Source organism: Streptomyces sp. NPDC043896 (assembly GCF_056435605.1).
Map to the genome: position 1 here is coordinate 1 of NZ_JBWKEE010000018.1, position 14,662 is coordinate 14,662.

At 73.3% G+C, this 14,662-nt stretch carries 11 protein-coding genes and 3 tRNA genes; 7 read left to right on the plus strand and 7 right to left on the minus strand.

Translation table 11 applies throughout. The features are described from left to right. Positions 1-102: 102 nt before the first annotated feature. Positions 103-1,446 carry a carboxyl transferase domain-containing protein gene (locus tag AC069X_RS24545; RefSeq protein ID WP_478731442.1) on the plus strand — a complete coding sequence of 448 codons (1,344 nt, stop codon included), beginning with the start codon at positions 103-105 and terminating at the stop codon, positions 1,444-1,446. A gap of 31 nt (positions 1,447-1,477) precedes the next feature. On the opposite strand, the gene AC069X_RS24550 is transcribed toward AC069X_RS24545, so the two are convergent. Both AC069X_RS24550 and AC069X_RS24555 read right to left on the minus strand, forming a co-directional pair. Continuing rightward, a complete protein-coding gene (locus AC069X_RS24550) occupies positions 1,478-2,569 on the minus strand; it encodes an esterase-like activity of phytase family protein (protein WP_478731444.1) in 1,092 nt (363 codons plus the stop codon). A 165-nt stretch (positions 2,570-2,734) separates the two neighbouring features. Next, positions 2,735-3,559 carry a helix-turn-helix domain-containing protein gene (locus tag AC069X_RS24555; protein WP_478731446.1) on the minus strand — a complete coding sequence of 275 codons (825 nt, stop codon included), beginning with the start codon at positions 3,557-3,559 and terminating at the stop codon, positions 2,735-2,737. Positions 3,560-3,608: 49 nt separating this feature from the next. Between AC069X_RS24555 and AC069X_RS24560 the strand changes: the two genes are divergently transcribed. Beyond that, entirely contained in the window at positions 3,609-3,995 is a 387-nt protein-coding gene (locus AC069X_RS24560) for a cupin domain-containing protein (RefSeq protein WP_478731448.1), read from the plus strand. Positions 3,996-4,132: 137 nt separating this feature from the next. On the opposite strand, the gene AC069X_RS24565 is transcribed toward AC069X_RS24560, so the two are convergent. Continuing rightward, positions 4,133-5,389 (minus strand): MFS transporter, encoded by a 1,257-nt coding sequence (locus AC069X_RS24565; RefSeq protein ID WP_478731450.1) that lies wholly within the window; start codon positions 5,387-5,389, stop codon positions 4,133-4,135. A 249-nt stretch (positions 5,390-5,638) separates the two neighbouring features. On the opposite strand from AC069X_RS24565, the gene AC069X_RS24570 reads away from it, so the two are divergent. Next, on the plus strand, positions 5,639-6,748 hold the full coding sequence (locus AC069X_RS24570) for a carboxylate-amine ligase (protein WP_478731452.1): 1,110 nt from the start codon (positions 5,639-5,641) through the stop codon (positions 6,746-6,748). Between the two features lie 140 nt (positions 6,749-6,888). Here the strand turns inward: AC069X_RS24570 and AC069X_RS24575 are convergent, their stop codons facing one another. The 4 genes from AC069X_RS24575 to AC069X_RS24590 form a co-directional block, all read right to left on the minus strand. Continuing rightward, positions 6,889-7,875, minus strand: a complete 987-nt coding sequence (locus tag AC069X_RS24575; protein WP_478731454.1) for a helix-turn-helix transcriptional regulator — start codon at positions 7,873-7,875, stop codon at positions 6,889-6,891. A 588-nt stretch (positions 7,876-8,463) separates the two neighbouring features. Then, positions 8,464-8,537: transfer RNA gene (locus AC069X_RS24580), tRNA-Ile, on the minus strand. A 184-nt stretch (positions 8,538-8,721) separates the two neighbouring features. Next, positions 8,722-8,794, minus strand: a tRNA-Asn gene (locus tag AC069X_RS24585). Positions 8,795-8,799: 5 nt separating this feature from the next. Continuing rightward, positions 8,800-8,872, minus strand: a tRNA-Asn gene (locus AC069X_RS24590). Between the two features lie 145 nt (positions 8,873-9,017). Here AC069X_RS24590 and AC069X_RS24595 point away from each other — a divergent pair. The 4 genes from AC069X_RS24595 (at position 9,018) to AC069X_RS24610 (ending at position 14,606) form a co-directional block, all read left to right on the plus strand. Beyond that, positions 9,018-9,317: a YtxH domain-containing protein gene (locus AC069X_RS24595; RefSeq protein ID WP_478731456.1), complete on the plus strand. Its 300-nt coding sequence runs from the start codon at positions 9,018-9,020 to the stop codon at positions 9,315-9,317. A gap of 40 nt (positions 9,318-9,357) precedes the next feature. Next, complete coding sequence (locus AC069X_RS24600) at positions 9,358-10,803, plus strand: FGGY family carbohydrate kinase (RefSeq protein ID WP_478731458.1); 1,446 nt, start codon at positions 9,358-9,360, stop codon at positions 10,801-10,803. A 150-nt stretch (positions 10,804-10,953) separates the two neighbouring features. Further along, positions 10,954-12,687 (plus strand): ABC transporter ATP-binding protein, encoded by a 1,734-nt coding sequence (locus AC069X_RS24605; RefSeq protein WP_478731460.1) that lies wholly within the window; start codon positions 10,954-10,956, stop codon positions 12,685-12,687. Further along, positions 12,684-14,606 carry an ABC transporter ATP-binding protein gene (locus AC069X_RS24610; RefSeq protein ID WP_478731462.1) on the plus strand — a complete coding sequence of 641 codons (1,923 nt, stop codon included), beginning with the start codon at positions 12,684-12,686 and terminating at the stop codon, positions 14,604-14,606. Before AC069X_RS24605 ends, AC069X_RS24610 begins: the two co-directional genes overlap by 4 nt. Positions 14,607-14,662 lie beyond the last annotated feature (56 nt).

Here is a 14,662-nt window from a genome sequence, read left to right on the forward strand (position 1 = left end):
CAGAAGGGCGTCCAGGTTTGTCTTCACACACTGACCAACGGGCGCCCTTCGCCATGGTCGCGACCAGCACCAACATCGGACTCATTCATCTAGGGTGGCCGCGTGACGACCCGCCTCTCGGCCCGTGCCGCCATCGCCACCCTGACCGACCCCGACAGCTTCGCGGAACTCCCCGCCCCCGCAGCGGAGTTGCCCGGTGACGGGCCCATCGGGTGGGCCGGGTACGGGGACTCCCGGGCCCGCGCCGCCGCGCGGACCGGCGAGCGGGAGTCCGTCGTCACCGGGACCGCCCTCATCGGTGGCCGGCCGGCCACCGTGATCTCCTTCGAGTTCGGGTTCCTCGGCGGGTCGCTCGGGCAGCGCACCGGGGACCGGCTCGAAGCCGCGTACCGGCACGCCCGGGAGCAGCGCCTGCCGTTGGTCTCCCTGATCGCGACCGGCGGGTCCCGGATGCAGGAGGGGATGCTCGCCCTGACGCAGCTCCAGCGCGTGGCCCGGCAGTGCGTGCTCACCCGGGCGGCCGGGCTGCCGCAGATCGCGGTGCTGCGCGACCCGACCACCGGCGGCGGCTGGGCCACCCTGGGGGCGGGGGCCGACGTGGTGCTGGCGCTGCCCGGGGCGCAGGTCGGCTTCGCCGGGTCCCGGGTGCGGCCGGCGGACGCCGATCCGGCGGCGTACACCGCCGAGGGGCAGTACGCCGCCGGGCACGTGGATGCCGTCGTGCCCGCGGGGGAGCTCCCGGGGGCCGTCGCGGACTGGCTGCGGGTGCTGGCCGCGCCGCGCGCCGCCGGGCCCGTCGAACCGCCGGCCGCGCTGGCCGCCGTCACGCCCCCGGAGACCGGCTGGGACGCCGTCCGGCAGGCCCGGCACCCGGACCGGCCGCGCGCGGAGGCGTACCTGGAGGCGTACTTCGAGCTGCGCCTGCCGCTGCGCGGGGACCGGGCCGGGGCCGCCGATCCCGGGATGCTGTGCGGGTTCGGGCTGCGGGAGGGTCTGGCGGTGGCGTACGCGGCCCAGTGCGGCACCGCCACCCGTCCGGCGGGCTACCGTACGGCGGCCCGGGTGGTCCGGCTCGCGGACCGGCTCGGGATCCCGGTGCTCACCCTGGTGGACACCCCGGGCGCGGCCAACGACGCCGCCGCCGAGCACGCCGGCGCCGGCCCGGCCATCGCGGACACCTTCGCGGCGCTCGCGGAGGCCTCCGTACCGGTGACGACCCTGTTGATCGGCGAGGGCGGTTCGGGCGGGGCGCTGGCGCTGGCCGCGCCCGGGAACACCTGGGTGACGCCGGACAGCTACTTCTCGGTGATCGCCCCGGAACTGGCGGCGGCCATCCTCAAGCGCCCCGCCGACGAGGCCCCCGCCACGGCGGACCAGCTGCGCATCCGGCCCCAGGACCTGGTCGCCCTGGGGGTGGCCCGGGGGATCGTCGCGCCCGCGGGCTGACGACCCCGGGTCCGGAGGCCGGCCCGGCCGGTCAGCGGGTGCGGCGGGCGGGGAGCCTGACGTCGACGGTGTACAGCCGGGTGATCTGCTGCGGGAGCTCGTTGTCGTCGCTGGCCAGCAGCAACCGCACCCGGCCGCGTCCGCGTCCGTGGCCGTCGCCTTCACGGCCGTCCAGCGCGACCATGCCTTCGATGTTGTCCACCAGCGGATGGTTCTGCGGCAGCTTCGAGGGCGCGCCGAGCGTCGGGCAGTCGTCGAAGTCGCCGAGGGGGGTCTTGCGGGCGGGCCGCAGCCCCGGGCCCTCGGCCAGGGTGTCGGTCTTCGAGGTGTCGCTCGCGCCGAGCGGGTCGGCGAGGTACAGCCGGACCGTGATGGCGAACTCCCTGGTGAAGCCGCGTTCCAGGACGATCAGCCGGCCGTCGCGGGTGGGTGCGAGCTCGACGAGGCCGTGGCCCGGGTCGACGGGGTAGGCGTACTGCCGGCCGAGGGCGAACTCCCCGTTCCCGCGCCGTTCCCAGGTCTGGATCCGCTGGAGGGTGCGGCCCCGCGCGTCCGTGCCGTCGCCCGCGAGCGGTCCTTCCACGCCCGCCACCAGGGTGTGCCCGCCGGGGAGGAGGGTGAGGGACTCGAAGGTCTGGTTCGGGGTGGCCCGGCCCTGCGGCGCGAGCGCGAAGGCGGGCGGTACGGGCAGGGTGGCCAGGACCTGGCCGGTCCGGCTGTGACGGCGGATCGCCGGCGCGGTCTCGTCGGTGACGAGGTAGGTCCCGTCCCGGTCGACGACCACGCCCTCGGAGTCGACGGGCTTCCCGGTGCCGTCGGTGAGCGGCAGCCGGGCGGTGGCGGTGGCCGCGGGGGTGCGGCCGCGGGCCACGTCCAGCCGGTAGAGCGCCGACTTGTCGGAGACGGCGGCGACGCTGCCGTCGCGGTCGAGCGCGAGGCCGGAGATGCCGCCGACGGGTTTGCCGTCGAGCAGGCTCTTGTCGAGGGCGTCGGAGAAGCCGGCGACGGACAGGTACGGGGAGCAGGCGGGAGCCCCGGCGGCGTTGGCGGTAGTGGTGGGGGCGAGGGGGCCGGCGAGTGCCGCGGTGGCCACCGCGGTGGTGAAGAGCGTACGAAGGCGCATGACTGCCTTCCTCCTGGCGGGAGCTGGGGGTCGGGACGGGGACGGGGACGGGACCGGACGGGGACCCTGCCGAACTGTCATATGACTGATCGAAACAAAAGGGAAGGGCGGGCGGCGGTGCGGCAACGAACCCGCCAACTCCCGTTCACAGCCGGCACCTACCGCCTATCTCCCGGCCGACCGTGCGAACCGCGCCGGGGTGGTTCCGACGTACCGCCCGAAGTGCCGGGTCAGGTGTGCCTGGTCGTAGAAGCCGGCCGCCGTCGCCGCCCGGGCGGCGGGCATCCCCGCCAGCAGCAGCTCCCGCGCGCGTGCCACCCGGCGGCCCGTCAGGTAGGCGTGCGGGGGCAGCCCGTAGGTCTGGCGGAAGCTGCGGATCAGGTGGGTGGGGTGGACGCCGCCCAGTGCCGCCGCCGCCTCGTCCAGGGTGATCCCCTCGACGGCCCGCGCGTCCAGCAGCTCGCGCAGTCGTACGGCGGTCCGCGCGCCCGGGGCCCCGTACGGTGCGAGCGGCTTCCTTCCGGCGAGCCACCAGCGCAGCCGCTCCCCCACGAACGCGAGCCTCGACTGCGCCTCCAGGGGGTCGGGGTCCCGCAGGGACCGGTGCAGGCCGTGCACGCGCTCGCGGAGCGCCGGGTCGGCCAGCAGCGGGGCGTCGACGGCGGCTCCGGTGAGGCGCTCGGGCAGCACCGAGGAGTCGAGGTACAGCACCCGCTTGCTGAAGCCCGCCTCGGTCACGGTCCGGCCGTCGTGGGCGACGCCGGGCGGGAGCAGGATGACGGACTCCGAGACCCCGACGCCGTGGCGTTCGCGGGCGCGGTCGAGGGCGAATTCGACGCGTCCGCCGTCGAGGATCATCAGCGCCCAGGTGTCGTGGACATGGGCGGGGTAGGCGTGCTCGGTGAAGCGGGCGTGGAACACCTCGGTGATGCCGGCGACCGGCGGCCGCCATGCGGAGACAGTGCTGCGCGGGCGGGGATCTGCGGGCATGTCAGAAACGTACAAGACCGGTCGCCGGGGCCCCGGTGACGCTGTTCCCATGACGCAGACATCGAGCTCGATGGGGCTCAACGGCAAGGTCGACGTGGCGGAGAAGCTGGCCGGTTTCACCGAGCAGTGGGCCCAGCGGACGATCGCCCGGGTGAACGACTACGAGGTGAAGGTCGCCAAGGTCCAGGGCGAGTTCGTCTGGCACGCGCACGAGGACACCGACGAGCTGTTCCTGGTGGTGAGCGGCACGCTGACGATCCACCTGCGGGACGGGGACGTGGTGCTCGGGCCGGGCGAGCTGTACGTGGTCCCGCGCGGGATCGAGCACTGCCCGGAGGCGGCGGAGGAGGCGGCGATCCTCCTCTTCGAGCCCACCGGCACCCAGAACACGGGCACCCGCCCCGGCCCGCGCACCCACACGCCGGTGGAGGCGTAACCCTCCTGCGCGCCCCGGCCGCGCCCGCCGCGGCGCCCCGCCGCCCGGGGGACGGCGGGGCGCCGCGGGCTCCCCGGCGGTAGCCCCCAGCGGGGGCGCCGGTCCCGCACGCGGCCCGCCCCGGGCCCCGGCAGGGGTTACGCCCGGGGGGAGCGGGCGTCGTAGCGGGCGAAGGAACGCCAGCGGGCGGCGAGCAGGCACAGCACCAGCACGCAGGCCACGCCGCCCCCGGTGACGGCGACCGCCGGCGAGGCCAGGTCGGCGACGGACCCGGCGAGGAAGTCCCCCAGCCGGGGCCCGCCGGCGACGACTACGATGAAGACCCCCTGGAGCCGCCCCCGCATCGCGTCCGGCGTCGCCGCCTGGAGCATCGTGCTGCGGAACACCATCGAGATGGTGTCGGCGCAGCCGGCCACCGCCAGGAACAGCAGCCCCAGCCACAGGTTCCGGGTCAGGCCGAAGACGGCGATGGCCAGCCCCCACGCCCCGACGGAGAGCAGGATCGCCAGCCCGTGGCGCCGGATGCGGCCCTGCCAGCCGGAGAAGAGGCCGCCCAGGAGCGCGCCCACGGCGGGGGCGGCCACCAGCAGGCCGACCGTCTTGGCGTCGCCGCCGTACCAGAGCACGGCGACGGCCGGGAACAGCGCCCTGGGGTGCGCCAGCACCATGGCGGCCATGTCGGCGAAGAAGGTCATCCGGATGTTGGGCCGGGTGGCGAGGAAGCGCAGGCCGTCGAGGACCGAGGCCCGCCCGCCCTTGGCGCCCTCCGGCAGCATCGACGGCAGCCGCCACATGGCGTAGAGGGCGGCGACGAAGGTGACCGCGTCGATCAGGTACGCCGCCTGGTAGCCCCACCAGCCGACGATGACGCCGCCCAGCACCGGGCCCAGCATCGTCCCGGAGGTCATGGTGACGGAGCCCAGCGCGTTGGCCGCGGGCAGCTGCTCGGGCGGCAGCAGCTTGGGGATCATGGCCGAGCGGGCGGGGCCGTTCAGCGCCCCGCAGACGGCCTGGAGCGCGACGACGGTGTAGAGCAGCCAGACCCGGTGGTAGTCGAGGAGCGCCGCGGCGGCCAGGCCGGCGGACAGCACGGTGAGGCCGATCTGGCTGTAGAGGCCGAGTTTGCGCCGGTCCACGGTGTCGGCGATGGCGCCGCCGTACAGGCCGAAGGCGACGAGCGGGACGAGCGAGAAGAGCCCGACCAGGCCGACCGAGAAGCTGGAGCCGGTGATCTCGTAGACCTGGAGCGAGATGGCGAGGGCGGTCATCGCCTGGCCCATCCAGGAGATGGTGCCGCCCACCCACAGCCGCCGGTAGTGGGCGGAGGTGCGCAGCGGGGTCAGGTCGGCGAGTATGCGCCGCTTCGGCCGGGGAGGGGAGGCGGTACCAGTCACACGGGATGGTAAGCAGCCCTGACTGGGGCGGCTCTGGAGCGCGGGGGGCGTTCGCACACCCGCAACGCCCACACCACGCGGATCCGGGGCCCCAGGGCTGTGCCGGGCTTGCCGCTAACCCGCCACAGTCGCCTGACATTTGACCGGATCGACCTACCCTCCACGACCCCTGTCAGCTCATGATGAAACGACTCGTATGTCCAGGGAGGCGTAGTGATCGAACCTGGCAACAGCACAACGAGCACCACCGTGAGCGGCGTCCCCACCCCCCTCACGGTCGGCGTCGAGGAGGAGTTCCTGCTCGTCGACGCCACCACCTTGCGGGTGGTCCCGGCCGCACCGCTCGTCCTCGCCACCGCCGCCGGGCTGCCGCAGCAGCTGCACGCGGAGGGGACCCGGTACCAGGTGGAGATCTCCACCCCGGTGGCGGATTCGGCGGTGACCCTCCGCGAGGAGCTCGCCGTCCTGCGGCGCACCCTGTCCGCGGCGGCCCGCGAGCACGGCTGCCGGCTGCTGGCCGCCCCTTCGCCGGTCGTGGCGGTGGAGGGTCCCCTGCACCTGACCGACGACGAGCCGCGGCAGCGGGAGCAGCACCGGCGGTTCGGCGCGCTGACGGACACGCTGGTGAGCTGCGGCCGCCACATCCACATCGGCACCCTCGACGTGGACACGGCGGTGGCCGTCTCCAACCGGGTCAGACCATGGCTGCCCACGCTGATCGCGCTGGCGGCCAATTCCCCCTTCTGGGGCGGCCGGGACACCGGGCACTCCAGCTGGCGGGCGATGGCCTGGTCGGGGTGGCCCTCGGCGGGGCCGCCCCCGCACTTCACGTCCACGGCCCACTTCCGGCGCTCGGTGCAGACCCTGCTCGGATCGGGGGCGGCGCTGGACACCAAGATGGTCTACTGGGACCTCCGTCCGTCCGGGAACTGGCCGACGCTCGAGATCCGGGCGCCCGACATGTCCCCGGACATCGACACGGCCGTGCTCCAGGCGGAGCTGGGGCGGGCCCTGGTGTCGTCGGCGCTGCGGGCGATCGCCGAGCAGCGGCCGGATCCGCCCGTACGGGACGACGTACTGCGTCTGGCGCGCTGGCGGGCGGCGCACGACGGCCTGGAGGGCTTCGGCCTGGACCCGTACACGGGCGCCGAGCTGCCGGCGGCCGACCTGGCGGAGGCGCTGCTCGACCTGGTCGCCCCGGACCTGGCCGCTGCGGGCGACCTGGACCACGCGGCGAAGACCCTGGGCGGGCTGCTGCGCGACGGATCGGGGGCCGCCCGGCAGCGTACGGCCTTCGCGCGCCGCGGGGACCTCACGGACGTGCTGCGTCATCTGGCGGAGGAGACGGAGAACTTCTAGCCGGTCCTCCCCGGCGGCCGTGGCCGCGGGTGCCCGAGGCGGGCGTCCGCGGCCTCGGCGCGTCGCGTCCCGGGGGTCCGGCGCCGGCCCCTCCGCCCGGTCCCCTTGAGCTCCTGGAGCTCCTGGAGCTCCTGGAGCTCCTAGAGCCAGCCGCGCCGGGCGGCGCGCAGGCCCGCCTCGAAGCGGCTGCTGGCGCCCAGGCGTTCCATCAGCACGGCCATCTGGCGGCGGACGGTGCGCAGGGAGACCCCGAGCCGCTTGCCGGCGGCCTCGTCGGTGAGGCCGGAGGCCAGCAGCTTGAGCAGTTCGCGTTCGCCGGCGGTGATCCCGTCCCCGGTGGCCTGTTCGCGGGCGGCGCCGAGGGGGACGGCCTGCTCCCAGGTCTGCTCGAAGAGGCTGACGAGGGAGGCCACGATGCCGGGGGAGGTGGTGCACAGGGCGCCGAGCCGGGAGTTCGCCGGGTCGATGGGGACCACGGCGGTCTTCCGGTCGAAGATCACCAGGCGCGGCGGCAGCACCGGGCTGGTGCGGACCCGGGCCCCGAGGCCGGTCTCCCACTGGACGTAGGCGAGGGTGGCCGGGTCGTTGCGGACGCTGTCCTGGTAGATCGACCGCAGCCGGATCCCGCGCGCCAGGGCGTCCTCGTCGAGGGGCCGCGAGGCGTCCAGGCCGGCCTGGGACTGGGCGCCGCCGGGCATGATCGCCAGGCATTCGACGGTGAGGCCCCGGGCGAGGACCTCCAGCCGGGACTGGATGGCGTCGAGGCCCACGAGCCGTTCGGCGCCGTCGGACGCCGTGTCGGGCCGCAGGCCCGCGAACTCGGCGACGGCGCGCGCCGCGGCCGCCTTGCCCGCCGCCAGTTCCTGCTGACGGCGGAGCAGGTCTTCCTCCTGGCGGCGCAGGATCTGCTCCAGGCCCGCCTCGGGGCTGACGGCCCGCAGCCGGCCCGCGTCGTCGCGGGACGGGGTGAGGAGGTCGAGGTCGACGAGCCGGTCGAGCCCCTCGCGGACCTGCTCCTGCGTCATGCCCAGCCGTGCGCCCAGTTCGGCCACTCCGCCGGTCGGGTCGGCGAGCATCTCCCGGTAGACGGCCTCCGCCAGGCTGTCGAGTCCCAGCGCTTCCAGCATGCTTCGTGCCCCCGGCCTGTCGGTCCCGGCGGACGGCGTCCCGCCGGTGGATTGATCTCACAGGGTGCGCAGGCCGGGCCATAGGCGGTCTCTTCGAGAACTTGCCGGGCGGACCGGGGTGTCCGGGCGGCGACACCTTGGTGCCTGACACCTTGGTGCCATCGGAATCCTCTTCTGCGCCTATACGAGGGCCAGCAGGATGGTGTCCACCGGGACGGCGGCGCACGGAGCCCCGGGCCGGCGCCGGAAGGCCGGACCGGTGCGGCACGACCGGGCCGGCCCGCGCCGCGGCCGTCCGCGCCCCAGGCCCAGTTCCAGGTCCAGGTCCAGGTCCAGGTCCAGGTCCAGGTCCAGGTCCAGGTCCAGTTCCAGGGGGTTCCATGTCTCGCACCGCTCGTCCGGTCGCCGCCGCCGGCCACACCGCCCCGCGCCCCCGCACGGCCGCCGCGGACGAGCGCACCATCGGCTGGGACTGATCCGCCGACAGGTGCCGCCCTTCGCGTGACCTAGGCCACATCTGTCGGCGCGCCCTGCCTCCGGAAACGCCGAAGCCGCAGGTGCAATCGTTTCTGCACCTGCGGCTTGCGGTGGGGCGGGTGGGACTCGAACCCACGGCCGACGGATTATGAGTCCGCTGCTCTAACCGGCTGAGCTACCGCCCCTTATCGGCGTGGCGCGTACACGTGTGCGCGCCGTCTGCCGCAGCATAGCCGCTCATACGATCTCCTGCCTCGGATGCCCCGCATGATCGGCTGCGCTTGTTCAGAGAGACCGCGCTGAAGGCTGCCCGGTTCCCGGATCAGGGCAAAAAGAAAGAGGACCCTCCCGGGTCCTCTCCTCTTCCTGCTCCCCCGACTGGACTCGAACCAGTAACCTGCCGGTTAACAGCCGGCTGCTCTGCCAATTGAGCTACAGGGGACCGCGCTCCCCCGACTGGACTCGAACCAGTAACCTGCCGGTTAACAGCCGGCTGCTCTGCCAATTGAGCTACAGGGGATTGCTGCGGTGCACCGAACAGCCCACCTCCGGCCTTGCCGGGGGGCGAGCGCCCGTTGCGAGTCATAGATTAGCGCAAGCAGGGGGGTGCTCCGCCAATCGGTATCGCAGCAGGCCGGGCACCGAGACAACGAAGGGTGGCAGGCATGCGCTACAAGGTCACGTTCCTCGCCGGAGTAGCCCTGGGATACGTGGTGGGCACGGCCGCGGGGCGCGAGCGGTACGAGGAGATGAAGAAGTCCGCCCGGCGCATCGCGCAGAACCCCGCCGTGCGCAACGCCGCCGAGACCGCCGGCCACACCGGGCGGCAGTTCGCGGGCAAGGCGTTCGCGGTGGTGGGCGACAAGGTCGGCGACGCCGTCCCGGCCTCCGTGGCGAAGCACGTGCGGTCGCTGCGCGAGCGGGGGCAGGGCGCCGACGACGAGTGGGGCACGAGCAACACCTGAGGCGGCTGGTTCCGGCCCGGCGTGCGGCAGAATTCTCCCCATGGGGATAGTCGCCGGGCTGGACAGCTCTTCCGCCTTCACTCGCATCGTCGTCTGTGACACGGACACGGGGGCCGTGCTGCGCCAGGGCTACGCGCCCCATCCGCAGCCCGCCGGCGACAGCGTCCCCCACGAGACCGACCCGCAGGCCTGGCTGCTCTCCCTCGGCGAAGCCGCCGGGGGCGGGCTGCTGGAGGGCGTCCAGGCGATCGGGGTCTCCGCGCAGCAGCACGGCCTGCTGCCGCTGGACGCGCAGGGCGCGCTGGTGCGGCCCGCCCTGGTCGGCAACGACAAGCGCTGCCAGGTCGCCGCCGCCGACCTGATCGGGGCCCTCGGCGGGAAGGCCGCCTGGGTGGCGGCCGTGGGCTCCGTCCCGCACTCCGCGCAGCCGATCACGAAGCTCGCCTGGCTGGCCCGTACGGAGCCGGAGGCGGCGCGCCGGGTGGCGGTGGTGATGTCCCCGCACGACTGGCTCGTCTGGCAGCTGCTCGGCCGGCCCGCGCGCCGCACCACCGACCGGGCCGCGGCCTCGGGCACCGGGTACTGGTCGGCGGCCACCGGGTCGTACCGGCCCGACCTCGTCGAGCTGGCGCTCGGGCACCAGGCGCTCTTGCCGGAGGTGCTCGGCCCGTCCGACTTCGCCGGGATGACGCCCGAGGGGCTGCTGATCTCCGCCGGGACCGGCGAGACCACGGCCGCCGCGCTCGGGCTCGGCATCGGTCCGGGCGACGCGGTGGTGTCGCTGGGGGCCTCCGGTTCCGTGATGGCGGTGCACCACGAGGCCCTGTCCGACCCGGGCGGCCTGATCACCTCCCTGGCCGACGCGGGCGGCATGCACCTGCCGGTGGTGAACACCTCGAACGCCGTACGGGCCCTGCGCGGCACCGCCGACATGCTGGGCACGGACCTGGAGGGGCTGAGCGCGCTCGCGCTGAAGTCGACGCCGGGTGCACACGGGCTCGTGCTCCTGCCGTACCTGGAGGGCGAGCGGACGCCGAACCTGCCGCACGCCGCCGGGACCCTGTCGGGGCTGCGCCGGGACTCGATGAAGCCCGAACACCTGGCGCGGGCCGCCTTCGAGGGCATGCTGTGCGGGCTGGTGGACGCCCTCGACGTGCTGCGGCACCGGGGCGCCCAGATCCGCCGGGTGTTCCTCCTCGGGGCCGCCGCCGAACTGCCCGCCGTACAGGCCGCCGCGCCGGGGCTGTTCGGGACGCAGGTGGTCGTCCCGGCTCCGGCGGACTACGCGGCGCTGGGCGCGGCCCGTCAGGCGGCCTGGGCGCTCGGGGTGCAGCAGGGCACGCTGGCCCCGCACGTCCCGCCGCTGTGGCCGGCCCCGCCGGCCCAGGTGTTCGAGCCGGGCGAGGACTACCCGGCCTGGCAGGCGGTGCGTCAGCAGTACGTCACGACGCGAGAGCAGCTGCACCCGGGGGCGTTCGGGTTCTAGGACGCGGGGCTCGGGGCTCGTGGTCCTGGTCCGGGAGTCCGAGGGGACCAGTCCTTTTGTCCGGGCTTTGCAAAATCCGGTGGGGTTCGGGCCGCCGGTTGGCACAAGATGGAGTGAACCCCCCTCGATCTTGCCTACCGGAGCCTGCGCGTGCTCATACGACTGCTGCGGACCCACCTGGGTCCGTACAAGAAACCCATCGCCGCACTGGTGCTGCTGCAACTCCTGCAGACCAGTGCGAGCCTCTACCTGCCCACTCTCAACGCGGACATCATCGACCAGGGTGTCGTCAACGGGGACACCGGATACATCCTGCGCTTCGGCGGCCTGATGCTGGGGGTCTCCCTCGTCCAGCTCGTCTGCAACGTCGGGGCCGTCTACTACGGGGCCCGTACCGCGGCCGCTCTCGGCCGCGACGTCCGGGCCTCCGTCTTCGACCGGGTGCAGAGCTTCTCCGCGCGGGAGATGGGCCAATTCGGCGCCCCGTCGCTGATCACCCGTACGACGAACGACGTCCAGCAGGTCCAGATGCTGGTCCTGATGACCTTCACCCTGATGGTGTCGGCGCCCATCATGTGCGTCGGCGGCATCGTCATGGCGCTCTCCCTCGACGTGAAGCTGTCGGGCGTCCTGCTCGCGGTGGTGCCCGTACTGGGCGTCTCCGTCGGCGCGATCGTCTGGAAGACGCGGCCGCTGTTCCGCCAGATGCAGGACCGCCTCGACGTCGTCAACCGGGTGCTGCGCGAGCAGATCACCGGCAACCGGGTGATCCGCGCCTTCGTCCGCGACGGCTACGAGGAGGAGCGCTTCCGCAGGGCGAACTCCGAACTGACCGAGGTCTCGCTGGCCTCCGGCAAGCTGCTCGCCCTGATGTTCCCGGTCGTCATCCTGGTCGTGAACATCTCCAGCGTGGCCGTCATCTGGTTCGGCGCGATGCGCGTGGACGGCGGCGACATGGAGGTCGGCCAGCTGACCGCCTTCCTCGCCTACCTGATGCAGATCGTCATGGCCGTGATGATGGCCACCTTCATGTTCATGATGGTGCCGCGCGCCGAGGTCTGCGCCGAGCGCATCCAGGAGGTCCTGGACACCGACTCCAGCGTGGTCCCGCCCACCGACCCGGTGCGCACGCTCGCCCGGAGCGGGCAGCTGGAGCTGCGCGGCGCCGACTTCCGCTACCCGGGGGCCGAGGCCCCGGTGCTGCGCGGGGTGGACCTGGTGGCCCGTCCCGGCGAGACCACGGCGGTGATCGGCTCGACCGGCAGCGGCAAGTCCACGCTGCTGGGGCTGGTGCCGCGGCTGTTCGACGCGACCGGCGGCGAGGTGCTGGTCGACGGGGAGGACGTGCGCCGGATCGACCCGGAGCTGCTGGCCCGGACGGTCGGCATGGTCCCGCAGAAGCCGTACCTCTTCTCGGGGACCATCGCCTCGAACCTGCGCTACGGGCGCCCGGACGCGACCGACGCGGAGCTGTGGCGGGCCCTAGAGGTGGCGCAGGCCAAGGACTTCGTGTCCGAGCTGGAGGGCGGGCTGGAAGCGCCGATCACCCAGGGCGGGACGAACGTCTCCGGCGGTCAGCGCCAGCGTCTGGCGATCGCCCGCACGCTCGTGCAGCGTCCGGAGATCTACCTGTTCGACGACTCCTTCTCGGCCCTGGACTACGCGACGGACGCGGCGCTGCGCGCGGCGCTCGCCCGGGAGACGGAGCAGGCGACGGTGGTCATCGTCGCCCAGCGGGTCTCCACGATCCGTGACGCCGACCGGATCATCGTCCTCGACGAGGGCCAGGTGGTGGGCGAGGGCCGCCACCACGAGCTGATGGCCGGCAATGAGACCTACCGGGAGATCGTGCTCTCCCAGCTGACGGAGGCGGAGGCCGCATGAGCGGGCCCGGAGGACGGATGATGACGGGGCCGGGCCAGCGGTCCCTGGACTTCAAGGGTTCCGGCAAGCGCCTGCTGGGGCAGCTCGCGCAGGACCGGGCCAAGCTGTGGGGCATGGTCGCGGCCGTGGTCGGCAGCGTCGGCTGCGCGGTGGTCGGGCCGAAGATCCTCGGCGAGGCCACCGACCTGGTGTTCGCGGGGATCGTCGGCCGGGAGATGCCGGACGGCCTGACCAAGCAGCAGGCACTGGACGGGCTGCGGGCCGAGGGCCAGGACGGCATGGCGGACATGCTGTCCGGCACCGACTTCACCCCCGGTCAGGGCATCGACTTCGGTGCCGTCGGGGTCACGGCGGTCTGGGCGCTGGTGGTGTTCACCCTGGCGGGCCTGCTGATGCTGGTCGCCACGCGGCTGTCGAACCACGTGATGAACGGCACCGTGTACCGGATGCGCGAGGAGCTCCAGGGGAAGCTGTCGCGGCTGCCGCTGTCGTACTTCGACCAGCAGAAGCGCGGCGAGGTGCTGAGCCGGGCGACGAACGACATCGACAACATCGGGCAGACGCTCCAGCAGACGATGGGGCAGCTGATGAACTCGCTGCTGACGATCGTCGGCGTACTGGTGATGATGTTCTGGATCTCGCCGCTGCTGGCGCTGGTCGCGCTGGTGACCGTACCGGTGTCGGTGGTGGTCGCGGCGAAGATCGGCAAGAAGTCGCAGCCGCAGTTCGTGGCGCAGTGGAAGACCACGGGCACGCTCAACGCCCACATCGAGGAGATGTACTCCGGCCACTCGCTGGTGAAGGTGTTCGGGCGGCAGAAGGAGTCGGCGGAGGTCTTCGCCGAGCAGAACGAGGAGCTGTACCGGGCTTCGTTCAAGGCACAGCTGGTCAGCGGCATCATGCAGCCGGTGATGTTCTTCATATCGAACATCAACTACGTGCTGGTGGCGGTCGTCGGCGGTCTGCGGGTGGCCTCGGGCACCCTGTCGATCGGTGACGTGCAGGCGTTCATCCAGTACTCGCGCCAGTTCTCGATGCCGCTCTCGCAGGTGGCGTCGATGGCGACCCTCGTGCAGTCGGGCGTGGCCTCGGCCGAGCGGGTGTACGAGCTGCTGGACGCGCCGGAGCAGGAGCCGGACGCGGAGGTCCCGGAGCGTCCGGAGGAGCTGCGCGGGCAGGTCACCCTCGACAAGGTGGCCTTCCGGTACGAGCCGGACAAGCCCCTCATCGAGAACCTGTCGCTGACGGTGGAGCCGGGCCAGACGGTCGCGATCGTCGGGCCGACGGGCGCCGGCAAGACCACCCTGGTCAACCTGCTGATGCGGTTCTACGAGGTCACGGGCGGGGAGATCGCCCTGGACGGGGTGGACATCGCGAAGATGACCCGCGAGGAGCTGCGTGCCGGGATCGGCATGGTGCTCCAGGACACCTGGTTGTTCGGCGGGACGATCGCGGAGAACATCGCGTACGGCGCCTCGCGCGAGGTGACGCGCGCGGAGATCGAGGAGGCCGCGCGGGCGGCGCACGCGGACCGTTTCGTCCGCACCCTGCCGGACGGCTACGACACGGTGCTGGACGACGAGGGCGCGGGCGTCAGCGCGGGCGAGAAGCAGCTGATCACCATCGCGCGGGCGTTCCTGTCGGACCCGGTGATCCTGGTGCTCGACGAGGCGACGAGTTCGGTGGACACCCGTACCGAGGTGCTGATCCAGAAGGCGATGGCGCGCCTGGCCCACGGCCGTACGTCCTTCGTGATCGCGCACCGGCTGTCCACGATCCGCGATGCCGACGTGATCCTGGTGATGGAGGGCGGTTCGATCGTGGAGCAGGGCACGCACGAGGAGCTGCTGGCGTCGGAGGGCGCGTACGCGCGGCTGTACGCGGCGCAGTTCGCGCAGGCGGTGGCCGAGGTCGACTGACCGGGCCGTGAGCGGATGGGGGCGTCCCGCGGGGCGCCCCCTTTCCGTTGTCCCGG

Excerpts from the sequence above, each read along its gene's own strand:
- AC069X_RS24555 (WP_478731446.1), bottom strand. The coding sequence starts at position 3,559 with ATGCCCGCAGATCCCCGCCCGCGCAGCACTGTCTCCGCATGGCGGCCG.
- AC069X_RS24575 (WP_478731454.1), bottom strand. The coding sequence starts at position 7,875 with ATGCTGGAAGCGCTGGGACTCGACAGCCTGGCGGAGGCCGTCTACCGG.
- AC069X_RS24600 (WP_478731458.1), top strand. The coding sequence starts at position 9,358 with ATGGGGATAGTCGCCGGGCTGGACAGCTCTTCCGCCTTCACTCGCATC.
- AC069X_RS24560 (WP_478731448.1), top strand. The coding sequence starts at position 3,609 with ATGACGCAGACATCGAGCTCGATGGGGCTCAACGGCAAGGTCGACGTG.
- AC069X_RS24595 (WP_478731456.1), top strand. The coding sequence starts at position 9,018 with ATGCGCTACAAGGTCACGTTCCTCGCCGGAGTAGCCCTGGGATACGTG.
- AC069X_RS24610 (WP_478731462.1), top strand. The coding sequence starts at position 12,684 with ATGAGCGGGCCCGGAGGACGGATGATGACGGGGCCGGGCCAGCGGTCC.
- AC069X_RS24550 (WP_478731444.1), bottom strand. The coding sequence starts at position 2,569 with ATGCGCCTTCGTACGCTCTTCACCACCGCGGTGGCCACCGCGGCACTC.